Annotated in this window: 20 protein-coding genes; 15 read left to right on the top strand and 5 right to left on the bottom strand. The window is 43.1% G+C overall.

All coding sequences use genetic code 11. From position 1 onward, the window contains the following. The coding region (locus tag V7K89_RS07020) for a calcium-binding protein (protein WP_442941601.1) at positions 1 to 293 on the bottom strand (293 nt) is incomplete at its 3' end. A 381-nt stretch (positions 294 to 674) separates the two neighbouring features. Between V7K89_RS07020 and V7K89_RS07015 the strand changes: the two genes are divergently transcribed. The 3 genes from V7K89_RS07015 to V7K89_RS07005 all read left to right on the top strand — a co-directional run bounded on the left by V7K89_RS07015 (position 675) and on the right by V7K89_RS07005 (position 3093). Then, positions 675 to 1355: a polysaccharide deacetylase family protein gene (locus tag V7K89_RS07015; protein ID WP_335185632.1), complete on the top strand. Its 681-nt coding sequence runs from the start codon at positions 675 to 677 to the stop codon at positions 1353 to 1355. 65 nt (positions 1356 to 1420) lie between these two features. After that, positions 1421 to 2332, top strand: a complete 912-nt coding sequence (locus V7K89_RS07010) for a HipA-like protein (protein WP_335185630.1) — start codon at positions 1421 to 1423, stop codon at positions 2330 to 2332. Continuing rightward, a complete protein-coding gene (locus V7K89_RS07005) occupies positions 2329 to 3093 on the top strand; it encodes an HIRAN domain-containing protein (protein WP_335185628.1) in 765 nt (254 codons plus the stop codon). The genes V7K89_RS07010 and V7K89_RS07005 overlap by 4 nt, the downstream gene beginning before the upstream one ends. Here V7K89_RS07005 and V7K89_RS07000 read toward each other — a convergent pair. Continuing rightward, positions 3090 to 4067: a carbohydrate kinase family protein gene (locus tag V7K89_RS07000; protein ID WP_335185626.1), complete on the bottom strand. Its 978-nt coding sequence runs from the start codon at positions 4065 to 4067 to the stop codon at positions 3090 to 3092. The two genes, V7K89_RS07005 and V7K89_RS07000, sit on opposite strands and share 4 nt — an antisense overlap. Positions 4068 to 4430: 363 nt before the next feature. Between V7K89_RS07000 and V7K89_RS06995 the strand changes: the two genes are divergently transcribed. The 4 genes from V7K89_RS06995 to rfbB all read left to right on the top strand — a co-directional run bounded on the left by V7K89_RS06995 (position 4431) and on the right by rfbB (position 8032). Further along, positions 4431 to 4694, top strand: coding sequence for a helix-turn-helix domain-containing protein (locus tag V7K89_RS06995; RefSeq protein WP_335185625.1), 264 nt, complete (start codon positions 4431 to 4433; stop codon positions 4692 to 4694). Between the two features lie 394 nt (positions 4695 to 5088). Continuing rightward, on the top strand, positions 5089 to 5790 hold the full coding sequence (locus V7K89_RS06990; RefSeq protein ID WP_335185624.1) for a DUF6391 domain-containing protein: 702 nt from the start codon (positions 5089 to 5091) through the stop codon (positions 5788 to 5790). Positions 5791 to 5886: 96 nt separating this feature from the next. Next, entirely contained in the window at positions 5887 to 6882 is a 996-nt protein-coding gene (locus V7K89_RS06985; protein ID WP_335185623.1) for a glycosyltransferase, read from the top strand. 82 nt (positions 6883 to 6964) lie between these two features. Next, a complete protein-coding gene (gene rfbB / locus V7K89_RS06980; RefSeq protein ID WP_335185621.1) occupies positions 6965 to 8032 on the top strand; it encodes a dTDP-glucose 4,6-dehydratase in 1068 nt (355 codons plus the stop codon). 177 nt (positions 8033 to 8209) lie between these two features. Here the strand turns inward: rfbB and V7K89_RS06975 are convergent, their stop codons facing one another. Beyond that, positions 8210 to 8536, bottom strand: a complete 327-nt coding sequence (locus V7K89_RS06975) for a hypothetical protein (protein ID WP_335185619.1) — start codon at positions 8534 to 8536, stop codon at positions 8210 to 8212. A 459-nt stretch (positions 8537 to 8995) separates the two neighbouring features. On the opposite strand from V7K89_RS06975, the gene V7K89_RS06970 reads away from it, so the two are divergent. Next, on the top strand, positions 8996 to 10189 hold the full coding sequence (locus V7K89_RS06970) for a serine/threonine protein kinase (RefSeq protein WP_335185617.1): 1194 nt from the start codon (positions 8996 to 8998) through the stop codon (positions 10187 to 10189). 117 nt (positions 10190 to 10306) lie between these two features. On the opposite strand, the gene msrA is transcribed toward V7K89_RS06970, so the two are convergent. After that, on the bottom strand, positions 10307 to 10975 hold the full coding sequence (gene msrA, locus V7K89_RS06965) for a peptide-methionine (S)-S-oxide reductase MsrA (RefSeq protein ID WP_335185615.1): 669 nt from the start codon (positions 10973 to 10975) through the stop codon (positions 10307 to 10309). A 217-nt stretch (positions 10976 to 11192) separates the two neighbouring features. Here msrA and V7K89_RS06960 point away from each other — a divergent pair, with 217 nt between their 5' ends. The 7 genes from V7K89_RS06960 to V7K89_RS06930 all read left to right on the top strand — a co-directional run bounded on the left by V7K89_RS06960 (position 11193) and on the right by V7K89_RS06930 (position 18642). Then, positions 11193 to 11633, top strand: a complete 441-nt coding sequence (locus V7K89_RS06960; RefSeq protein ID WP_335185613.1) for a YidH family protein — start codon at positions 11193 to 11195, stop codon at positions 11631 to 11633. A 196-nt stretch (positions 11634 to 11829) separates the two neighbouring features. Continuing rightward, the gene (locus V7K89_RS06955) at positions 11830 to 12714 is read left to right on the top strand and encodes an STAS domain-containing protein (RefSeq protein WP_335185611.1); all 885 of its coding nucleotides are present in this window, start codon (positions 11830 to 11832) and stop codon (positions 12712 to 12714) included. Positions 12715 to 12727: 13 nt separating this feature from the next. Continuing rightward, entirely contained in the window at positions 12728 to 13141 is a 414-nt protein-coding gene (locus V7K89_RS06950) for an STAS domain-containing protein (protein WP_335185609.1), read from the top strand. After that, complete coding sequence (locus V7K89_RS06945) at positions 13128 to 13526, top strand: anti-sigma regulatory factor (RefSeq protein ID WP_335185607.1); 399 nt, start codon at positions 13128 to 13130, stop codon at positions 13524 to 13526. The genes V7K89_RS06950 and V7K89_RS06945 overlap by 14 nt, the downstream gene beginning before the upstream one ends. A 1-nt stretch (position 13527) precedes the next feature. Next, on the top strand, positions 13528 to 14535 hold the full coding sequence (locus tag V7K89_RS06940; RefSeq protein WP_335185605.1) for an ATP-binding SpoIIE family protein phosphatase: 1008 nt from the start codon (positions 13528 to 13530) through the stop codon (positions 14533 to 14535). Beyond that, positions 14532 to 16676 carry an ATP-binding protein gene (locus V7K89_RS06935; RefSeq protein ID WP_335185602.1) on the top strand — a complete coding sequence of 715 codons (2145 nt, stop codon included), beginning with the start codon at positions 14532 to 14534 and terminating at the stop codon, positions 16674 to 16676. The genes V7K89_RS06940 and V7K89_RS06935 overlap by 4 nt, the downstream gene beginning before the upstream one ends. After that, entirely contained in the window at positions 16669 to 18642 is a 1974-nt protein-coding gene (locus V7K89_RS06930; RefSeq protein WP_335185600.1) for a hybrid sensor histidine kinase/response regulator, read from the top strand. The genes V7K89_RS06935 and V7K89_RS06930 overlap by 8 nt, the downstream gene beginning before the upstream one ends. Before the next feature lie 46 nt (positions 18643 to 18688). On the opposite strand, the gene V7K89_RS06925 is transcribed toward V7K89_RS06930, so the two are convergent. Next, complete coding sequence (locus tag V7K89_RS06925) at positions 18689 to 19039, bottom strand: DUF1634 domain-containing protein (protein ID WP_335185599.1); 351 nt, start codon at positions 19037 to 19039, stop codon at positions 18689 to 18691. Between the last annotated feature and the right edge of the window lie 13 nt (positions 19040 to 19052).

The following is a 19052-nucleotide window of genomic DNA, read 5'->3' as shown; positions in this document are numbered from 1 at the left end:
GTACCAATTAAATTCTCAATGCTGACTAAAGTATCTGTGAGAGTGGAATTTCCCGGAAATCTAACTACACCAGTGGAGAGATTGGCATCAATTGGGCCAGAAAAGAAAGCATAAGATGTGGTATCAGTTCCAGCACCGCCATCAATGGTGTCAAAGCCAAAGCCACCATCTAGGAAGTCATTGCCATCACCACCAAACAGTTTGTCATCACCATCCAAGCCTCTGAGGGTATCGTTGTCACTACTGCCGAAAATAACATCATTGCCATTAGTTCCGGAAAAATTAATTGCCACGAGAGTTTATCCTTAATCAAGAGTAATTGTTAATATCAAGACTTACAATTTACCAAAAAGACAATTATATGAAAAAGCTATAATTTTGTTTTTCACCTACTTCTGTGACTACGATATTTCCTGTCGATCTGGCAATTAAAAAAATAAGTTGAATCAGCTAGGCAGGAATAGATCGTGAGTGGAAACTACATTTCCAACTTAGGAAATAGGAACAAGGGAAAACTTCTTAATATTAGAAGGAGTGCCAATTCATATAACTGTCCATTTGTACAGCGTGTAAGTTCTAGATATAAGACTGTTAAGCGTTTGAACCACGCTTAACAGCCCCATATTAAGTAACCAGTGTAGTTAAGCAAGATTACGGAAAAAAGAAAAAACTTTATGCAGCTAGCTCCCCTCTTCCCAATTTTCTACCGCATTCTCCAGCCGAGTTTTCCCAACTGCCTTTGGAGTGGAAATCCCCATGCTAAAGCGATCGCACTCACATTCGATGATGGGCCCCATCCTCAATACACGCCTGAAGTCTTAGCAGTGTTAGATAGTTACAAGATTACAGCGAGTTTTTTTTGGTTGGGTGTTTGCGTCAACTGTTCGCCAGCCATTGCTAAAGCCGTTAGCGATCGCGGACACTGGATCGGATTGCATGGCTACGATCATCGCTCTTTTCCCATGCTTTCTCCAAATGACTTGAAGGACAGTTTAGAAAAAACCCAAGCAGCTATTTACAATGCCTGCAACCTGCAACCTGAACAAGTGCGAGATGTTCGCCCCCCCAATGGTTTATTTACACCTGCGACTTTAAAATTGTTCTCTCAGTGGAATTACCGCCCAGTTATGTGGAGTGTTGTACCAGAAGACTGGGTGCGCCCAGGTATTACCACAGTGGTACAGCGAATTATGCAGCAGGTGAAAAATGGGTCAATAATTGTTTTGCATGATGGTGCTTGTGGTGGACAGGATGTTGCTGCCACAATTCAAATTCTCATTCCACAACTGCTACAACAAGGTTATGAATTTGTAACTGTTGATACTCTGTGGCAGCAAGCTAAGACAAACCATTGATTGCTACACATTTTTAAAATAAGTAAAGTTAATAATTTGCTTTAAATCAGGCTTTCTTATAAATTATGCCAGAGGAGTTTCCGATCATAGACATCCCCCTAGATGCCCCAGAGGCTGATGAAGATTTGGGAACCAAAGAAAAGTTCTGGTTTCGCCATCAGTATTTAGGTCGTTGTCTATTCAAGAAAGCTAGACCAAATACAGGAGAAGATTGGGCAGAAAAGATTGCAGCCGAGTTGTGCGAGTTACTAAGTCTACCCCATGCTGATTATGAACTGGCAATATTCAATGGGGAAAACGGTATTGTTTCACCCTCATTTTTGCTGCCTGAAGAAGGTGCAATTCTCACTCTTGGTAATGAAATTCTAGCTAGGATAGTATCTAATTATCCAGAAGATTCTAAAGACCTATCTCAACACACAATACATAATGTATTCAATGCTATTAAAGATACTTCGCTAAATTTGCCCATTAATTGGACAGCACCAGGGGAAATTAGTCAAGCGATAAAAGCTTTTGTTGGGTATTTACTCTTGGATGCTTGGATTGGGAATAGCGATCAACACCATGAAAATTGGGCATTCATCAGTTTACAAGAAAAGATTTATCTAGCACCAACCTATGACCATGCTTCCTGTCTTGGTAGGAACGAGTCTGATTCTAAAAGGAAAAGCAGGCTAATCACAAAAGATGCTGGCTTTTCTGTGCAAGCGTATGTGGAAAAATGCAATTCTGCGTTGTATGCTAGAGTTGGCGATCAAAAAACTCTCAAGACTTTTAATGCATTTTGTGAAGCGCAAAAACGCTATCCAGAAGCAGCGAGGGTATGGTTGAATAATTTAGCAAGGGTGTCAAGCAATGATACGTTAAAGCTTTTTGAGCGTATTCCATCTAATCGCATATCGCAAACAGCAATTGAATTTGCACAGAAGATATTGGAATTAAATCAAAGTAAGCTGCTAGACACCCTACTATGAAAACACTTTTTTTAGCTTGGCAAGATCCTAATAGTCGTGTTTGGCTTCCCATTGGTCGCTTAACATTTGACGGGCAAAAATATCAATTTATATATACGCAAGGTGCTGTAAAAGCTCAAACTGAATATAATTTTCAGCTATTGTATTCCTTCCCAGACTTAAACAAAGAATACACATCAGTTCAACTGTTCCCCTTGTTTTCTAATCGATTAATGCGACGCTCTCGCCCTGACTACAAAAATTATATTGAATCGCTAAATATTGCCGAAGGTGAAGACGATCCAGTTAGCATTCTTTCTCGGAGTGGTGGACGCAAGGTAACAGATTATTTTGAAGTTTTCCCATGCCCAGAACCAGATGAAAATGGTTTATACCACATCCATTTTTTTGCACATGGACTGCGACACCTTCCTGCTTGTGCAACTGAACGGATTAATCAATTACAAACGGGTGAACTGTTATATTTAGCTAACGAATTTCAAAATCCCTATGACCCGCGTGCATTACTCTTATGCACTGAAGATCATTACATCGTAGGTTATTGCCCTCGGTATATTGTGGATGATGTTTTTAAACTCAACAACAAAAATTCAGAACTTCTAAAAGTACATGTTGAGCGCGTTAACCCAGTACCGACACCTCTGCAACTGTGTTTATTGTGCAATCTGACGGCAGAATGGCATGAAGATTTTCGTCCATTTTCTAATTGGGAGTATCAGCCTTTAGTGACTGATATCCCAGTGACTTATGCTAGTTCTTAGAGTTGATTTGCGGCGAGAAAAGTTTCGACTTCAGCAGCAGTAGGTTGAGAAGCGATCGCACCTGGTTTAATGGTAGTCAGTGCCCCAACAGCACTGGCATAAGTGACAATGCGTTTTGCTGTTTGGGCATCTCGCAAACTGTGGATACCATAGTGACTCAGTTGGTGGATGAAACCTGCCAAAAAGCTATCTCCTGCACCAGTTGTATCAACTACAGGGACAGAAAACGAGGGTAATTTGCCTTCATTCTCACCCAGACAATAAGTGCTGCCGTTTTCCCCATCTGTCACCAATACTCCCTCAATTGAAGCTAGACGATAAGTAATGGCTCCGGGATCTGCGGTTTCAAATAGCCATTCAGCTTCTTCTTTGGAGAGTTTGAGGAAATCAACTCGCTTAAATAATTCTGGAATTTTTTGATGGGCAATATTTGGCTCTTTCCAAAATACAGGACGCCAGTTGACATCTAGCACAATCTTTAAGTCGTAATGTTCTGCTAACTCTAAAGCGCGATGAATTGCCTCTTCAGTTTCAGGATAGGCTAATTCTAAAGTACCCAAAACCAGAAAATCTGCCTGTTGAAACAGCGAATTTGGCAATTGTTTAGCTTGCAGGCGAGTATCAGCAAATTCGGCGGTATCGTACTCACCAAATCCGGCAAAGGTGCGATCGCCAGCCAGATCCCGTGTAACATAAACTTGCCGCGTTGGTGCTGTGGGATGGCGTTGTACTCCCGTCGTCTCTACACCTACATCTTTTAATAGCTTGACCAGTGCATTCCCTGGCTCATCTTCGCCAACGGCTCCGATAAATCCCGCTGACATTCCCAGTTTGACTAAAGCACAGGCTACATTAGCTGGTGCTCCTCCTGGGTAGGCAGTCCAAGATTTCACTTCTTCTAGCTTTAGCCCTAATTGATCAGCTAAACAATCAAACAAAATTTCACCAAGGCACAAAACACGGGGATTGCTCATCTCATTTTCAATTTTAGATTTTGATTTGGGATTAGGAATTTACAGTATAAAATCTACAATAGTTTTTGCTAATCTGTCGCCAGTCCTTCATAGAATTAAATAGCAATTTTTACTACTCTATAGCATATATATGCTTCTCATACTCGCTTTTTTTTTACTAAGTGCTTAGACAACACATTTATTAAAATAAGCTATATTTATTACATTGAGTCTCACGTAGTTTAGATTTTTGCCAACTTGAAATCCAAAGAAAATATTGACAATCCTATTACTACTAACACTTGAAACCCCTACCAAGAAAAGAATCTTCTAGAATTAGAAAGAGCGATTAAGTACATATACCAAGGGAGGATAGAAATAGTCATGGCTGGTGGCAAGTCTGAGACCCCTGTTAGTCTGTCAGACAGAGAACTGCAAATTATCGACTTAGTAGCCGCTGGCTTAACTAACCAAGAGATTGCAGCAAAACTGGAGATTAGCAAGCGTACAGTTGATAACCATATCAGTAATATTCTCACTAAGACTGAGACAGATAATCGAGTAGCTCTTGTCCGCTGGGCTTTACAGTGGGGCAAAGTTTGTTTGAATGATGTCAATTGCTGTATTCTGCCTAACCAGATTGAATAAACAATTTACTAGTAGAAGCGTAATTGCTTTAGTCTAGTAAATTACAAGCCAATTTTGAGTTTTACTGATTGTTCCCCTCTTTACGCCTAAGTTTTCAGTGTGAACACTCTACCAAAAGTTCCGAGTCCTTCACTCAGCCGGAGTTTATGTTATTGGAGCCAGCTGACCCTCGGACTCGGAAACTATCAAAGATCAGAATTCCTTTCCAAATTCAGCAGAACAGATGTAAAACTGGGGACTGGGGTCTGGGATCTAGGGAGAAGCATCTACAATGCCCAATGCCCCATACCCTAACTAAACAATCATCTACAAAAATTAGCAACAATTCAGTGGTGCAAGCGTTACATTTGAAAGAAATCTATGTTGCCCCATCGGCTTTGGGAGTAGTGTTCCAATGAATACTTCCGCTTCTTTTCAGGGTAGCTTGTCTCCCTTTGAATTTTTTAACTTTGATTTTACGATACCTGTATCTGAGAAGGTTCCGAGTCTGGAAGAGCAATCTTCAGACTTTCGGCAACTTACACAAGATGCCGACTTACTTAGACAGCTATCGTTTATTCCAGGGTTGAAAGAAATTTTGATGCTACGGCAGGTTCACGCTTTAGAACATGCCACTGTTTGGGTTCTTAGCGAATCAAAAAGCGCCTATTCTGCCCCAGCAGAATTCACTAACGTTCAACTAGATAATGAACTATTAGGCGGTTTCTCTACTGAGCAGGGATTCTACCTCTATGGTGAGGTAAATATTAGTGATTTGCGGCGTGCAGTCACACTTGCTCGACATCGCATTACCAGTGGAGAATGGGATTTGGCTGTACACCCCCGTTGTGGCACAAATTTATCAGTAGCAATGCTCTTAACGGCTGGACTAGCTGTCGGTGTGCATTTATTGCTACCATTTCGACCAATCGAGCAACTTATAGGTTTGGGGTTAGCAGCAACGACAGCCGCAGAACTCGCACCTGATTTAGGTTCTATGGCACAGCGTTACCTAACAACTGCCATTCCTTTTAATCTAGCAATTGAAAATATTACCCGTACACGCGACGTTTGGGGGCGTGAGGCACATTTTGTTAAAGTAGGCTGGCAAGAATGAAGAGAGCAAGAAGAGATGAGGTGGACAAGATAAAATTTTCTCTCTTGTCTCCCCCATCTCCTCAGACTCTCTACTTCCTACTCCCCTAAAAAAATTATGAGAAAACTTTACTTTTTACTCCCTGGTACAGATAGCAAATTTGCCTGTGGTGGTCTCTGGGCTGAATTAAAAGCGCTTAATCTAGCTCAAAATTTCTGTAGTGCTGATGTTGTAACTTACCGTCAACGGGAAAAAGGTAAGCTTTATATTGATGATTTGCTAAAAGAGAAAAATTTAAATGATGTAATTTTTGTGATCAGTTGGGGATTTGATATAGCTCAACTCGTGGCTAAACTTAAGCAATACAATGTCGTTTACCATGCACATAGTGCAGGTTATCCATTTAGACTACCTGCAAGTATTCCAATCATGACTGTTAGCCGTTATACAATGGGATATTGGGGAGAAAAATCACCCAATTCTCTAATTTATTATTTGCCTAATCAAATTTCTGATGAGTTTCAAAATTTAGGTTTGGAACGGGATATTGATGTTTTAGTTCAAGCTCGGAAGTCTTCTGAGTATTTAATTAAAGAATTGATTCCAGCGTTGCAAAAACGTTGTCAAGTATTGGTTGTTGATTCATACATAGAGGATTTACCTGGACTATTCAACCGAGCTAAGGTTTATCTCTATGATTCTGCTGAGTACTGGGCACAACAGCGTGTTAGCGAAGGATTTGGTCTACAACCAATGGAAGCTCTTGCCTGTGGTTGTCAAGTATTTTCTAGTGTTAACGGTGGACTCGCTGATTACTTAGACCCTGGATTTAATTGCTATAAGATTGCTGGATATTCTCAAGAATATGATGTCCAACGGATTTTGAAAGTGATTGAATATTCAGGAGATTTTAGCTTATCTGAAGATTTTTTGGTTGAGCATCGGACTGAAAATATTATTAAGCGTTTCCAAGTTATTTTGGATGAGTTAAATGAGTTTTTTGACCACAAAATTCATCAGCCGTCTAATATTAAGAGTTTGACGAAAATATGGATGGCAAAATTACTTGCTCAAAAGATATACGGAAAGCTGAGGAAGAAATATTTAAAGTAATAGAAACGTAGACGTGTAGAGGCTTGTCACAGGTTACCGCAGAGGCGCTGAGAACACACACACAGAGAAGAGAGGAAATTGAATGAATCGGCGGTTATTAGTTACTGGGGGTGCGGGGTTTATTGGGTCGAATTTTGTCCATCATTGGTGTCAGGTTTATCCAGACGATCACCTGGTGGTGTTAGATGCTCTTACCTACGCGGGGAATCGTCTGAATTTGGCGCCCTTTGAGGGTGGTGAGAATTTTCGGTTTGTGCAGGGGGATATTTGCGATCGCCTCCTCATAGACAATTTATTATCAACGGAAAATATTGATACCATCGCCCATTTTGCCGCTGAATCTCATGTTGATCGTTCGATTCTTGGGCCAGCTGCTTTTGTACAAACTAATGTAGTGGGAACTTTCACTCTCCTAGAAGCTTTTCGGCAACATTGGCAGGCAAAAGCACAACCATCCGATTATCGTTTCCTGCACGTTTCTACTGATGAAGTCTACGGTAGCCTGGGCACAGATGACGCAGCTTTTTGTGAAACCACACCCTACGCTCCCAATAGTCCCTATTCAGCTTCAAAAGCAGGTAGCGATCATTTAGTGCGTGCTTATTATCATACTTATCAACTTCCAACTATTATCACAAATTGCTCTAATAACTACGGGCCTTATCAGTTTCCCGAAAAGCTAATTCCCTTAATGTGTATCAACACTTTGATAGGGAAACCATTACCTGTTTATGGTGATGGTAAAAATGTCCGCGATTGGCTTTATGTGGGCGATCATTGCCGTGCTTTAGATGTGGTAATCAATCATGGTCAACCAGGAGAAACGTACAATATTGGTGGCAATAATGAGGTGGAAAATATTAACCTGGTTCAACTTTTATGTCAAATAATGGATGAATTAGCACCTGATTTACCAGTACATCCAGCAAAGCAGTTGATTACTTTTGTTAAGGATAGACAGGGACACGATCGAAGATATGCAATTAATGCAGACAAAATTAAAACTCAGCTTGGTTGGACGCCTTCAGTAACAATTGCTGAGGGTTTACGTTTAACTGTTGAATGGTATCTCAATCATCGTCATTGGTGGGAACCTCTGCTGTCTGAAGAATATCAAGCTTACTATCGCAAAAATTATTCTGTAAAATAATCACCTAAAATCTGACTAACTCCATTAGTGACAAGTTAAAAACAAGTGCTGACATAAGTAATTTCTGTAAATTTATGAATAAAGACTTATCTAATGCTAGGTCTGGCTAAGTACTTTGTCTTTTTAACTCTTATATCAACAATTGGTAGCGTTTACTAGCTTCTTTAGCTTGTCTCATCAAGAATTATTTCTAATTAACTGCAATAATATTGACTCAAGACTTTGCAATGCAGCGTTTGTGGTGCGCTGATGTTCTTGAAAATTACGCTGGTGTTGTTCAAAATTACGTTGGTGTTGCTCGTGACTATCACGTAACTCTAGAAGTACATCATCTAAAATTGCGCTACGAGCTAAAACACGGTCAACATTAGTGGTTAGCTCTATCATTTCCTGCCTTAGTTCATCCAATTCTACTTGAGCATTAGCTTGTCTTTCAGCCAATCCTAAAATTATTTGTTCAGCGCGATCTAGCCTATTAGGAAAGTATTCGGGTGTGTCAGTCATTTTCTTTATGTTCAATTCCTACAATTTTACGTCTTCTATTACTGGTATGGTGCGGGTTGCTAGTTTGCCTTTGCTATTGGTTTTGCAGATGATTAGTTGCGATGCCTGCGGCGGGCTACGCCTACGCACTTTGCCTATCGTTCTTAACAATTTTTCATAAAAAGTATCAATATATATAGTTTTTTAGGCGGCAATCAGGTTAACAGGTATTGCTCTGCGATCAATACCTTCAGTAAGCTTCTTTAGGAGACGCTTCTCGTAGAGAAGCTATGCCGTAGGCTTTACGCTAATGCCAAAGTTTTTATCTAAACAATAATTCGCACTAACTCTTTAGAGAACCTTAAAGTTGGAATCTTCAACTGCTTTCAATAAATTATCTGGCTCCCCCAGTTTTTGTAGATAATGATTATCCTTGAATATAAGGGAATCAGATCAACATAAATTGCCAGCAGGTGTCAGATGCTGCAACCAGAACAGATATTACAAGAGCGTTATCAAATTCAGCGCCAACTCGGCAACAATGGAATTCGCCAAACTTGGCTAGCACAGGATTTACAAGCCTCTGATGGCGAAAATTCGACCGTTGTGGTCAAACTTTTGGCCTTTGGCGGTACTGTACAGTGGGATGACTTGAAACTTTTTGAGAGGGAAGCACAAATTCTTAAACAGCTAAATCATCCCTGCATTCCTCGATATATAGATTATTTTTGTATCGACGATCGCACACTCTGGTTTGGCTTAATACAAGAATATATTCCTGGTGAGTCGCTCAAGGAAAAACTTGCTATTGGCGAAAGGTTTAGTGAAAAGCAAGCGAGAAAAATTGCTGTTGAGGTTTTGAATATTCTTACCTATTTACATGAGTTGAATCCTGGGGTGTTGCATAGAGATATTAAACCGAGTAATTTAATCTGGGGCGAAGATAATCAGGTTTATTTAGTTGATTTTGGCGCAGTTCAAGATAAAGCGGCAAGAGAGGGCGTTACTTTTACTGTTGTCGGTACTTATGGTTATGCCCCAATGGAACAATTTGGTGGTCGAGCAGTTGCGGCTTCAGATATCTATGCACTGGGAGCGACTTTGATTCATTTGCTCACTGGAACTTCCCCCTCTGATTTACCCCAGCAGGATTTGCGACTACAATTTACAGACCGAGTTAACCTTAGTCCCAGTTTTGTCAGTTGGCTACAAAAGTTGATAGAACCCGCTCCCGAACAAAGATTTACTAGTGCTAGCCAAGCGCTGAAGTCCCTAAAATCGGGACTAACTGTCAAATCTGCAAACAATAATCAGCTTTTGCCGCGAAAAGAAATTATCAACAATTCTGGATGTGGGATAAATAATCACAATGAAACAGTCCCAGAGGAAATTCTCGGTTGGAATTGGGGGGCATTTCTTATGCCTTGGTTGTGGATGTGGACGAATCAAGTGTGGTGTGGAGTGTTCTGTTTTATACCAAAGTTTTCGTTATTTTTAGCGATCGCATTCGGTGCAAAAGGCAATGAATGGGCTTGGAAAAGTAGACGGTGGCGCAGTATTGAACAATTCAAAGCCCATCAAAGAGGCTGGGCGATCGCTGGTATTCTAATTGGAGGGCCGATTAGTATTATGATGTGGGTTCGAGCGATCGCTTTGCTCCAATCGGCATTTTAAGTAGGGGCATTGGGAAGAGACTTGGGGACAAGGGGAAGGGAAAGACTTGTTGCAAGTTCTAACTTTAGTCACCTTGTCACCTTGTCCCCTTGTTCCCCTTGCCTCCCCTGCTTTCTTCTAACTACTAACTTGCGATTCAACTACACCCACGGGACAAGATACATTTGTCCCTCCTAAACCACAATACCCGTTGGGATTTTTAGCGAGGTATTGCTGATGGTAGGCTTCGGCATAGTAGAATTCCGGCGCATCCAAGATTTCTGTGGTAATTTTGCCATAACCTGCATCGTTGAGGGCTTGTTGATAAGCTTCCCGCGATGCTTCTGCTAGCTGCTTTTGATTTTCGGAATATACATAAATTCCCGAACGGTATTGAGTGCCGGTATCATTACCTTGGCGCATCCCTTGGGTGGGATTGTGGCTTTCCCAAAAGACTTTAAGCAGTTCGGCATAATTAATCACTTTGGGATCAAACACAACCAACACCACTTCATTGTGTCCGGTTCGCCCACTACATACCTCTTCGTATGTAGGATTGGGTGTGAACCCAGCAGCGTAACCGACTGCGGTGGTGTAAACTCCTTTAAGTTGCCAGAATTTGCGTTCTGCACCCCAAAAACACCCTAAACCAAAAATTGCCTTCTCTGATCCATCGGGAAAAGGAGGTTTTAAGGGATTCTTGTTGACATAATGAGTAGTGGGTACTGACATAGATTGTGCCCTTCCTGACAAAGCTTCTTCAGGTGTGGGCATAACTGCTTTTTTGCCAAATCCGAATAGTGCCATTGATTTTGATGATATATATCTTTACCTTATTTACTATTGTAAAGATTCTCGCGCTTGCTTGGGCTGTAAGTTATTAATACCTTGTTGATATTGAAGGTGCGCTTTCGCCGATCGAGGGCAATTGTGCCAGTTGCGTAAGTCCTGTGCGGTGTTAGTCCATGCTATTCATCAATATTATGAATACTTTTTAAGGCAAACTTAGCCTCAGAAGATAATTATGGATAAAATACCGAAAATTGACCGTCAAAGGGAGCATCAAGCGAACGAACGTACATTTCTGGCTTGGCTACGCACTTCTATTGCATTGATTGGCTTTGGTTTTGCGATCGCACGATTTGGTATATTTTTGCGCCAGTTGAATATTGCGATTATTCAACAAGAACCTCCGGTAAGTCCATTATCTAATTCGGAAAATTTGGGTATTGCTTTGGTAATTTTTGGAATTTCGACTATTGCCTTAGCTGCGTGGCGATACAACCAAATTTTCTGGCAAATTGAACGAGGCGACTATAGACCAAATAGATTAATGGTTTGGATAATGACTGGAGTAGTAATTATTTTAGGATTTTTCAGTATTCCTTTACTCTTAAGGCGCGATAAAGTACCTTCTCGTTCTCCAGTTCCCATTCAACCACAGTCTCGAAATTTGCTGCATTAAATACACTTTTTAGACGATCGCATTTTTTGTAACTTCTTTGCCGATTCTCAATCAATCTTAGCGTAGGCTAGCATTTACCGCAGGCATCGCTCTATGTCTGCCCAATTTATCACACTTGATATCTAGCAAGCTTTTAAGCTTTTTGTAATCATCGCTTTCAGCTTGGGCTGAATCGTCATACACTGATTTTGAACTAATGAAAATGAAAGCGGTTGCCCTCACAGAAACGATGAGTGAAAGTAAAATATCAGAGATATTAGAAACCTTCGAGGCAGATTTGCTGTCGGAGTGGACTCAGGAACTAGCCAGTATCAATATTCGCAGAGGCTTGATTAAAGAAGCCCAGCTCAAGGAGGAGTGCCGGGAATTCCTGAGTTTGTTTCGGATTGCCGTTGGGCGGGGCAACTTTACTAATATTCAGGCAGCGGAGTGGCAGGAAATGCGCGAGATGCTGACCAGCATTTCTCGATCGCGATCGCAAAATGGCTTCACACCCTCAGAAACGGCTACATTCGTCTTTTCGTTCAAGCAACCTCTCTTCAAGCGAATGCGTGAGCAATTGAAAGACTCCAGTGAGTTGGGTGAAAATATCTGGCTAGCCACAGACTTACTGGATCGGCTAGGATTGCTGACAATTGAAGTGTATCAAAAGACGCGGGAAGAGGTGATTTTGGCACAGCAGGAAGAGTTAATGGAGCTGTCTACCCCAGTGGTTAAACTCTGGGAGGGAATTTTGGCATTGCCGATAATCGGCACCCTGGATAGTGCCCGTACTCAAATAATGATGGAGTCGTTATTGCAAAAAATTGTCGAAACCGGTTCTGAAGTTGCCATCATTGACATTACTGGCGTTCCCACCGTCGATACCCTGACTGCTCAACATCTGCTCAAGACCGTTACTGCCGCCCGTCTCATGGGAGCCGATTGTATGATTAGTGGCATTCGTCCTCAAATTGCCCAAACCATCGTTTATCTCGGCATTGATTTAGCTAATGTCACAACAAAGGCAACGTTAGCCGATGCCTTTCTCATAGCGCTAAAACGGTTAGGAATGACCATTACCCGCCCTCAATCCAAATAGGTGGAAGGAAGCAATGGAACGCATTCCTATACTGAAAATGGGCAATTTCCTGCTTGTGACGATCCAGGTAGATATGCACGATCGCCTTGCCATGTCGCTACAGGAAGACCTGACCAACAGCATTACTTATACTCAAGCTCATGGTGTGCTGATTGATATTTCTGCATTAGAGATTGTTGATTCCTTCATTGGTAGGATTTTAGGCAACATTGCCAGAATATCACGGGTGCTGGATGCTGAGACAGTTGTTGTTGGGATGCAGCCTGCCGTGGCAATCACCTTAGTGGAATTGGGGATGTCGCTGACGGGCATTCGCACTGCCCTAAACGTAGAAAAGGGCATAACACTGTTGCGATCGTCACTCAGTGAAACCACAAATCAAATCACTGCCACGAAACGGCGTGCAGATGACGATGGAGAAGACTGAAACGATCAACATTCAATCTTCTACAGATGTAGTTTTAGTTCGGCAGACTGTGCGCCATCTTGCTGTGGAGATTGGCTTTGGCTTAGTAGACCAAACTAAAATTGTGACTGCCGCCAGTGAGTTAACCCGCAATACCCTAGACTATGGGGGGGGCGGCACAGTCAAGCTAGAAACGCTTCAGGAAGGGCGACGACGAGGACTTAGCCTTACCTTTGAAGATCAAGGCCCAGGAATTCCCGATATCGAGCTGGCCCTAAAGGATGGGTTCACCACAGGCAGTGGTTTAGGCATGGGGTTGGGCGGTGCCAAACGACTTGCTAACGAGTTTGAGATTCAGTCTGCGGTGGGAGAAGGGACACGGATAAAAATTGTACGATGGAAATAAAATGAGAGAATCTGTCGCCATCACAATTACTGAATTTAGCCAGACCGGGGAAGCCCGACGGGTAGCTATGGCTTTGGCAACTCGGCTCGGCTTTCAGGAAACCGAACGGGGCAAGGTTGGCATTGTGGTGACAGAAGTTGCTAATAATTTGGTACAGCATGCTCACGGCGGAGTAGTGCTGCTGCGATCGCTCAAGCAACATTCCAGAATTGGTATTGAAATCTTATCGCTAGATAAAGGACGGGGAATGGTGGATGTGGATGAGTGTTTGCAAGATGGCTTTTCCACAGCCGGAACTTTAGGCAATGGAATGGGGGCAATTCGTCGCCTTTCTGGTTTATTTGAAATTTACTCCATTCCCAACCAAGGAACAGCCCTCCTGGCTCACCTCTGGCTAGGCCCAACACCTCATTTGCCTGAGAAGATTTTAGAAATTGGAGCGATCTGTTTGCCCAAACGAGGAGAAGAGGTTTCCGGAGATACCTGGGCTTGTGAAATCGATGATTGTCGCAATCTGTTGCTAGTAGCCGATGGCTTAGGGCATGGACCTGCGGCTGCCAGTGCTTCTGAAGCAGCCGTGAGAATGTTTCAAGAACATCTTCAGCGTTCTCCTGGTGCGATCGTCGAAGCTGCCCACGCCGCCTTGCGAAGTACCCGCGGAGCAGCACTGGCCATTGCCGAAATCGACTTTGAAAAACAGTCTGTCCGCTTTGCCGGAATTGGCAACATCGCTGCCAGCATTTTCTCCTTTACTGAACATCACAATCTGGTGTCTCACAATGGTACAGTCGGACATGAAATCCGCAAAATTCAAGAGTTTAGCTATTCTTGGTATGCCAACGGACTTTTAATTATGCATTCTGACGGATTAGGCGCTAAGTGGCAGCTCAATCGCTATCCAGGCTTGATGCAAAAACATCCCAGTCTGATTGCAGGTGTGCTATACCGAGACTTTAACCGAGAGCGGGACGATGTGACAGTGTTAGTCGCCAAAGGAATGGGCAAATGACAAGCATTTTTACGATCGCCATCCAGTATGAAGAGGATGTTGTGCAAGCTCGGCAACGAACTCGTGAGATCGCCGAGCAGTTGGGCTTTGATGCTCAAGATCGGGCGCGATTGGCAACGGCAGTTTCCGAAATTGCCCGTAACGCGTTTCAGTATGCCAAAAACGGAACAGTTGAATTTTCTGTGGCAGGAGAGCCGCAAGCGTTTCTAATTCGGATTCAGGATCAAGGTGGCGGCATTCCCGATCTAGCAGACGTTTTGGCAGGACGCTACACTTCTGATACAGGAATGGGGCTAGGCATCGTAGGCATCCCCAAATTGATGGATTTCTTTGAGATTGAATCGCTGCCACAGGGAACAACGGTAACAATTGGCAAAAGGTTGTCGAAGCGCACGCCTACTTTCACCGATTCGCAATTGCAGCAGATTCGAGAAACCGTGATTCGGCGATCGCCCGAAAATCCCTATGAAGAAATCCAGCGGCAAAACCAGGAATTACTTCGGGCAATGGCAGAGCTACGGAAGCGCGAGGAAGAATTGAGCCAACTCAATCAGGAGTTGGAAGATACCAATCGCGGTGTGGTTGCCCTCTATGCAGAACTGGATGAGAAGGCAAGCTCCCTGCAACAAGTAAACGAGCTAAAAACCCGCTTTCTCTCCAACATGAGCCATGAGTTTCGCACGCCGCTCAACTCGATTCTCTCGCTCTCTCGGATGCTGCTGGCCCGGATGGATGGTGATTTGACTGTCGACCAAGAAAAGCAGGTGACATTCATCCAAAAGGCGGCAAGCGGATTATCAGAATTGGTCAACGACTTGCTGGATTTGGCAAAGGTGGAAGCTGGAAAAATTGAAGTGCATCCCAGTTCTTTTGAAGTGAGTGACTTGTTTGGTACGCTGCGGGGGATGCTGCGCCCATTATTGGTTCAAGGCTCCTCTGTAGCGCTGATTGTCGAGGAACCTGAAGGCATTCCGCCGCTCTATAACGATGAAGGCAAAATCGCTCAAATTCTGAGAAACTTTGTCTCGAATGCGCTCAAATTTACCGAGCAAGGAGAGGTGCGTGTCAGCGCTGTACAAACGGGTCATACCGTCACCTTCTCTGTATCTGATACGGGCATCGGCATTGCTCCCGCCGATCAAGAGCGGATTTTTGAGGATTTTATGCAAATTGAGTCCCCTTTGCAAAAGCAGGTGAAGGGAACCGGGTTAGGATTGCCGTTATCGCGCAAGCTAGCAGAGCTAATTGGCGGTAGCATTTCGGTGAGAAGTCAGCTGCGTGAAGGCTCTACCTTTACAGCCTTGATTCCGATCATCTATCGAGATGCCAGCGAATTAACCACTGTAGTGCAGCCAATCGTATCAGTTGAGCCAACTCGCCTGCCAATTCTGGTGGTTGAAGATCATCCAGAAACTCTATTTATTTACGAAAAGCACCTTCAAGAATCAATTTATCAATTGATTGCTACCCGCACTTTAGCTCAGGCAAGGCTTGCTTTACAACAATTTCGACCGGCGGCGATTATGCTAGATATTCTGCTGGAGGGGCAAAACGGCTGGACATTCTTGCGAGAAATCAAAGCGGATGAAACGAGCCGTACTATCCCTGTACTCGTTATTACCATCATTGATAACGAGAAGCAAGCACTAGCGTTAGGAGCAAATGGTTTTCTAATTAAGCCAGTAGACAGATTGCCCCTGTTGAATAAACTCAATACGCTAATTACTGAGAACAAGCCGCAAAAAATCTTGTTAATTGACGATGACCTTGCCTATCGGTATCTTGTGAAACAATTGTTAATAAATACACCATTGAGTATTTTAGAAGCCGCGAACGGACAGGAAGGATTAAATTTGGCACAACGCGAGCAGCCAACCGCGATCATACTAGACTTGGAGATGCCAGAGATCGGTGGGTTTGATGTACTCAAAGAGCTTAAGAACAATTCCGTCACTCAGCCAATTCCTGTAATCATCCACTCATCTGCCCAATTGGATGCAGAAGCGCACAGCTGGTTAGTGAAACAAAGCATTGCCATTGTTTCCAAAGAAACAGGCTCTCAAACCACGGCGATCGCTCAACTTCAAGATGCGCTTGTCAAAGCCGGACTTGTTCTAAAGGAAGAAAAAAGTCATGTCTGAGCCACGGGTTACGATCCTGCATATTGACGATAACGAAGCCAATCGTTACGTTGTTACCCGTATTTTGCAAAATGCAGGCTTTAGTGTCATAGAAGCGGCAACCGGAAGCACAGGATTAGAAGCCGTTGCTAACTTTCAGCCTGACTTAGTAATTTTAGATGTCCAACTACCAGATATCAGCGGCTTTGAAGTTTGTCGCCAAATTAAGGCAAACCCGGAAACAGCTTTTATTCCCGTGCTACATCTTTCTGCAAGTTTTGTCCAAAGTCAGGATAAAGCAGAAGGCTTGGATAGCGGTGCTGACGCCTATCTAGCGCAACCTGTTGAACCGATTGAACTGCTTGCTACTGTGCGATCGCTCCTACGAATTCGTCGGGCGGAGGAAGCTGCTTTGTCCTCAGCGCGAGAGTGGCAAACCACCTTTGATTCTATCAACGACGGCGTATGTCTGGTAGACCGAGAAGGTATAATTCTGCGCTGTAATCGAGCGATAATGCAGATTTTTGGCAAGCCCTCCCACGAAATTTTAAGTTATGCTCACCATGAGTTGATGAGTGCAGAATTGGGAATCGGCGATGGCACTTGTTTTCGCCGTGCGAAAGAAACTCACCAACGGCAAATTCTCGAATTTCAGTCTCAAGAACGGTGGTTTGCCAAAACCATCGACCCGGTACTTGATGAGCATGGGACTCTCACAGGTGCCGTTTTCATCCTGTCCGATATCACCGAACGTAAACGAGCAGAAGCCTTGCTGCAAGATCAAAACGATCGCCTCAATCAATTGATGATTTCTTTGCAGCAACAGACTGAACAAGCGCAGCAAGCCAACCGCATCAAAGATGAGTTTCTAGCAGTACTGTCTCATGAATTGCGATCGCCCCTGAATCCGATTCTGGGTTGGGCAAGAATTCTGCAAAAGAATCATCAAGATGCAGCCAAAACCCAGTATGCCTTAGAAACCATCGAGCGCAACGCGAAACTCCAAGCACAACTAATCGAAGATTTGCTCGATGTGTCGCGTATTCTCCAAGGTAAGTTGAGTTTAAACACAGTTCCAGTTGGTCTAACTTTTGCCATCAAAGCTGCCCTTGAAACCGTGCGGCTGGCTGCTGAAGCTAAATCTATTCAGATTAAAACAACATTTGAACCGAACGTTGGGCAAGTGTTGGGTGATTCTGGTCGCTTGCAACAAGTTATTTGGAATCTACTTTCTAACGCGATTAAATTTACCTCACAGGGTGGTCGAGTAGAGGTACGGTTAGAAACTATAAATGATCAAGTAGATACTCATCCTACGAAACACACTCAAATCACTGTCAGCGACACTGGTAGGGGTATCTCTAATGACTTTCTGCCCTACGTCTTTGATTACTTCCGCCAAGCCGATGGGACAACGACGCGAAAATTTGGTGGGTTGGGGTTAGGGTTAGCGATCGTGCGTCATTTGGTTGAATTGCACGGTGGAACTGTTCAAGCAGCCAGTCCTGGAGAAGGGCAAGGAGCAGTGTTTACAGTCAAACTTCCACTGATCGCTGCTTCAAAATTGAATCAAGATAATACTGCTGATCGCGATCGCTCAGACTTCAATCTCAATGGATTACAAGCGCTGCTTGTAGACGATAACAAAGATTCGCGGGAGTTCATTGCCTTCGTGCTAGAACAGTACGGCGTACAAGTAACTGAAGCAGACTCAGCAGATGATGCTCTAAGTAGTTTGGGGCAAGCAAAATTTGATTTATTAATTAGTGATATTGGTATGCCTGATATGGATGGCTACACACTAATTCGTCAAATTAGAAAACAGTCACCCGATCGGGGCGGAGAAATTCCAGCGATCGCTGTGACTGCTTATGCGGGAGAAATCGATCGACAACAAGCACTAGCCGCCGGATTTCAACAGCATATTTCTAAACCAATTGAGCAAGAATTATTAATACAGGCTATTTTGACTATAGTAACGGTCTAGCAACCTGAATTTTAAAGTTTTTAGCGCTAACTGAAACTGTATTGATTTATAAATATCCTCCAATCAGACTGTATAACAATCCAAATAGTACAATCAAAGTCACAATAATATAAGTAAAATCTCGTTGTTGTAGATAAGCTAATAGTGAACAGGCTACCCTCACAACTGGAGTTGCAATCAATATCAGCAGACCAAGTTGAATAATGCCACGACGACGACCAAATTCAATAGATGTCACTACCCCGGATGGATTACGAAACTCTGGTAGTTCTCCGCGAAAAATTTGATAATTGGGAGCCTCACTTCCGTGGCGAATTTGTGATTTTACTCCTTGTATGACCAAACTGTGAACCATAGCGTGACCAAAAGTTAACGTAATTTCAAGGTTTTTAGCCAATCAAAAACCTAAC

Origin of the sequence: Nostoc sp., assembly GCF_036917515.1 — a bacterium.
In the GTDB taxonomy this organism is placed as follows: Bacteria; Cyanobacteriota; Cyanobacteriia; order Cyanobacteriales; family Nostocaceae; genus Nostoc.
The sequence above is the reverse complement of the archived record's forward strand: the minus strand, read 5'-3'. Positions and strand labels throughout refer to the sequence as shown.

Bases quoted from the DNA above. Each gene is read 5' to 3' on its own strand.
- msrA (WP_335185615.1), bottom strand. From the start codon at position 10,975: ATGGCACTATTCGGATTTGGCAAAAAAGCAGTTATGCCCACACCTGAA.
- V7K89_RS06955 (WP_335185611.1), top strand. From the start codon at position 11,830: ATGAAAATGAAAGCGGTTGCCCTCACAGAAACGATGAGTGAAAGTAAA.
- V7K89_RS06995 (WP_335185625.1), top strand. From the start codon at position 4,431: ATGGCTGGTGGCAAGTCTGAGACCCCTGTTAGTCTGTCAGACAGAGAA.
- V7K89_RS07005 (WP_335185628.1), top strand. From the start codon at position 2,329: ATGAAAACACTTTTTTTAGCTTGGCAAGATCCTAATAGTCGTGTTTGG.
- V7K89_RS06930 (WP_335185600.1), top strand. From the start codon at position 16,669: ATGTCTGAGCCACGGGTTACGATCCTGCATATTGACGATAACGAAGCC.
- V7K89_RS06940 (WP_335185605.1), top strand. From the start codon at position 13,528: ATGAGAGAATCTGTCGCCATCACAATTACTGAATTTAGCCAGACCGGG.
- V7K89_RS06945 (WP_335185607.1), top strand. From the start codon at position 13,128: ATGGAGAAGACTGAAACGATCAACATTCAATCTTCTACAGATGTAGTT.
- V7K89_RS06950 (WP_335185609.1), top strand. From the start codon at position 12,728: ATGGAACGCATTCCTATACTGAAAATGGGCAATTTCCTGCTTGTGACG.
- rfbB (WP_335185621.1), top strand. From the start codon at position 6,965: ATGAATCGGCGGTTATTAGTTACTGGGGGTGCGGGGTTTATTGGGTCG.
- V7K89_RS07000 (WP_335185626.1), bottom strand. From the start codon at position 4,067: ATGAGCAATCCCCGTGTTTTGTGCCTTGGTGAAATTTTGTTTGATTGT.
- V7K89_RS06975 (WP_335185619.1), bottom strand. From the start codon at position 8,536: ATGACTGACACACCCGAATACTTTCCTAATAGGCTAGATCGCGCTGAA.
- V7K89_RS06935 (WP_335185602.1), top strand. From the start codon at position 14,532: ATGACAAGCATTTTTACGATCGCCATCCAGTATGAAGAGGATGTTGTG.
- V7K89_RS06990 (WP_335185624.1), top strand. From the start codon at position 5,089: ATGAATACTTCCGCTTCTTTTCAGGGTAGCTTGTCTCCCTTTGAATTT.
- V7K89_RS06970 (WP_335185617.1), top strand. From the start codon at position 8,996: ATGCTGCAACCAGAACAGATATTACAAGAGCGTTATCAAATTCAGCGC.
- V7K89_RS07015 (WP_335185632.1), top strand. From the start codon at position 675: ATGCAGCTAGCTCCCCTCTTCCCAATTTTCTACCGCATTCTCCAGCCG.
- V7K89_RS07010 (WP_335185630.1), top strand. From the start codon at position 1,421: ATGCCAGAGGAGTTTCCGATCATAGACATCCCCCTAGATGCCCCAGAG.
- V7K89_RS06960 (WP_335185613.1), top strand. From the start codon at position 11,193: ATGGATAAAATACCGAAAATTGACCGTCAAAGGGAGCATCAAGCGAAC.
- V7K89_RS06985 (WP_335185623.1), top strand. From the start codon at position 5,887: ATGAGAAAACTTTACTTTTTACTCCCTGGTACAGATAGCAAATTTGCC.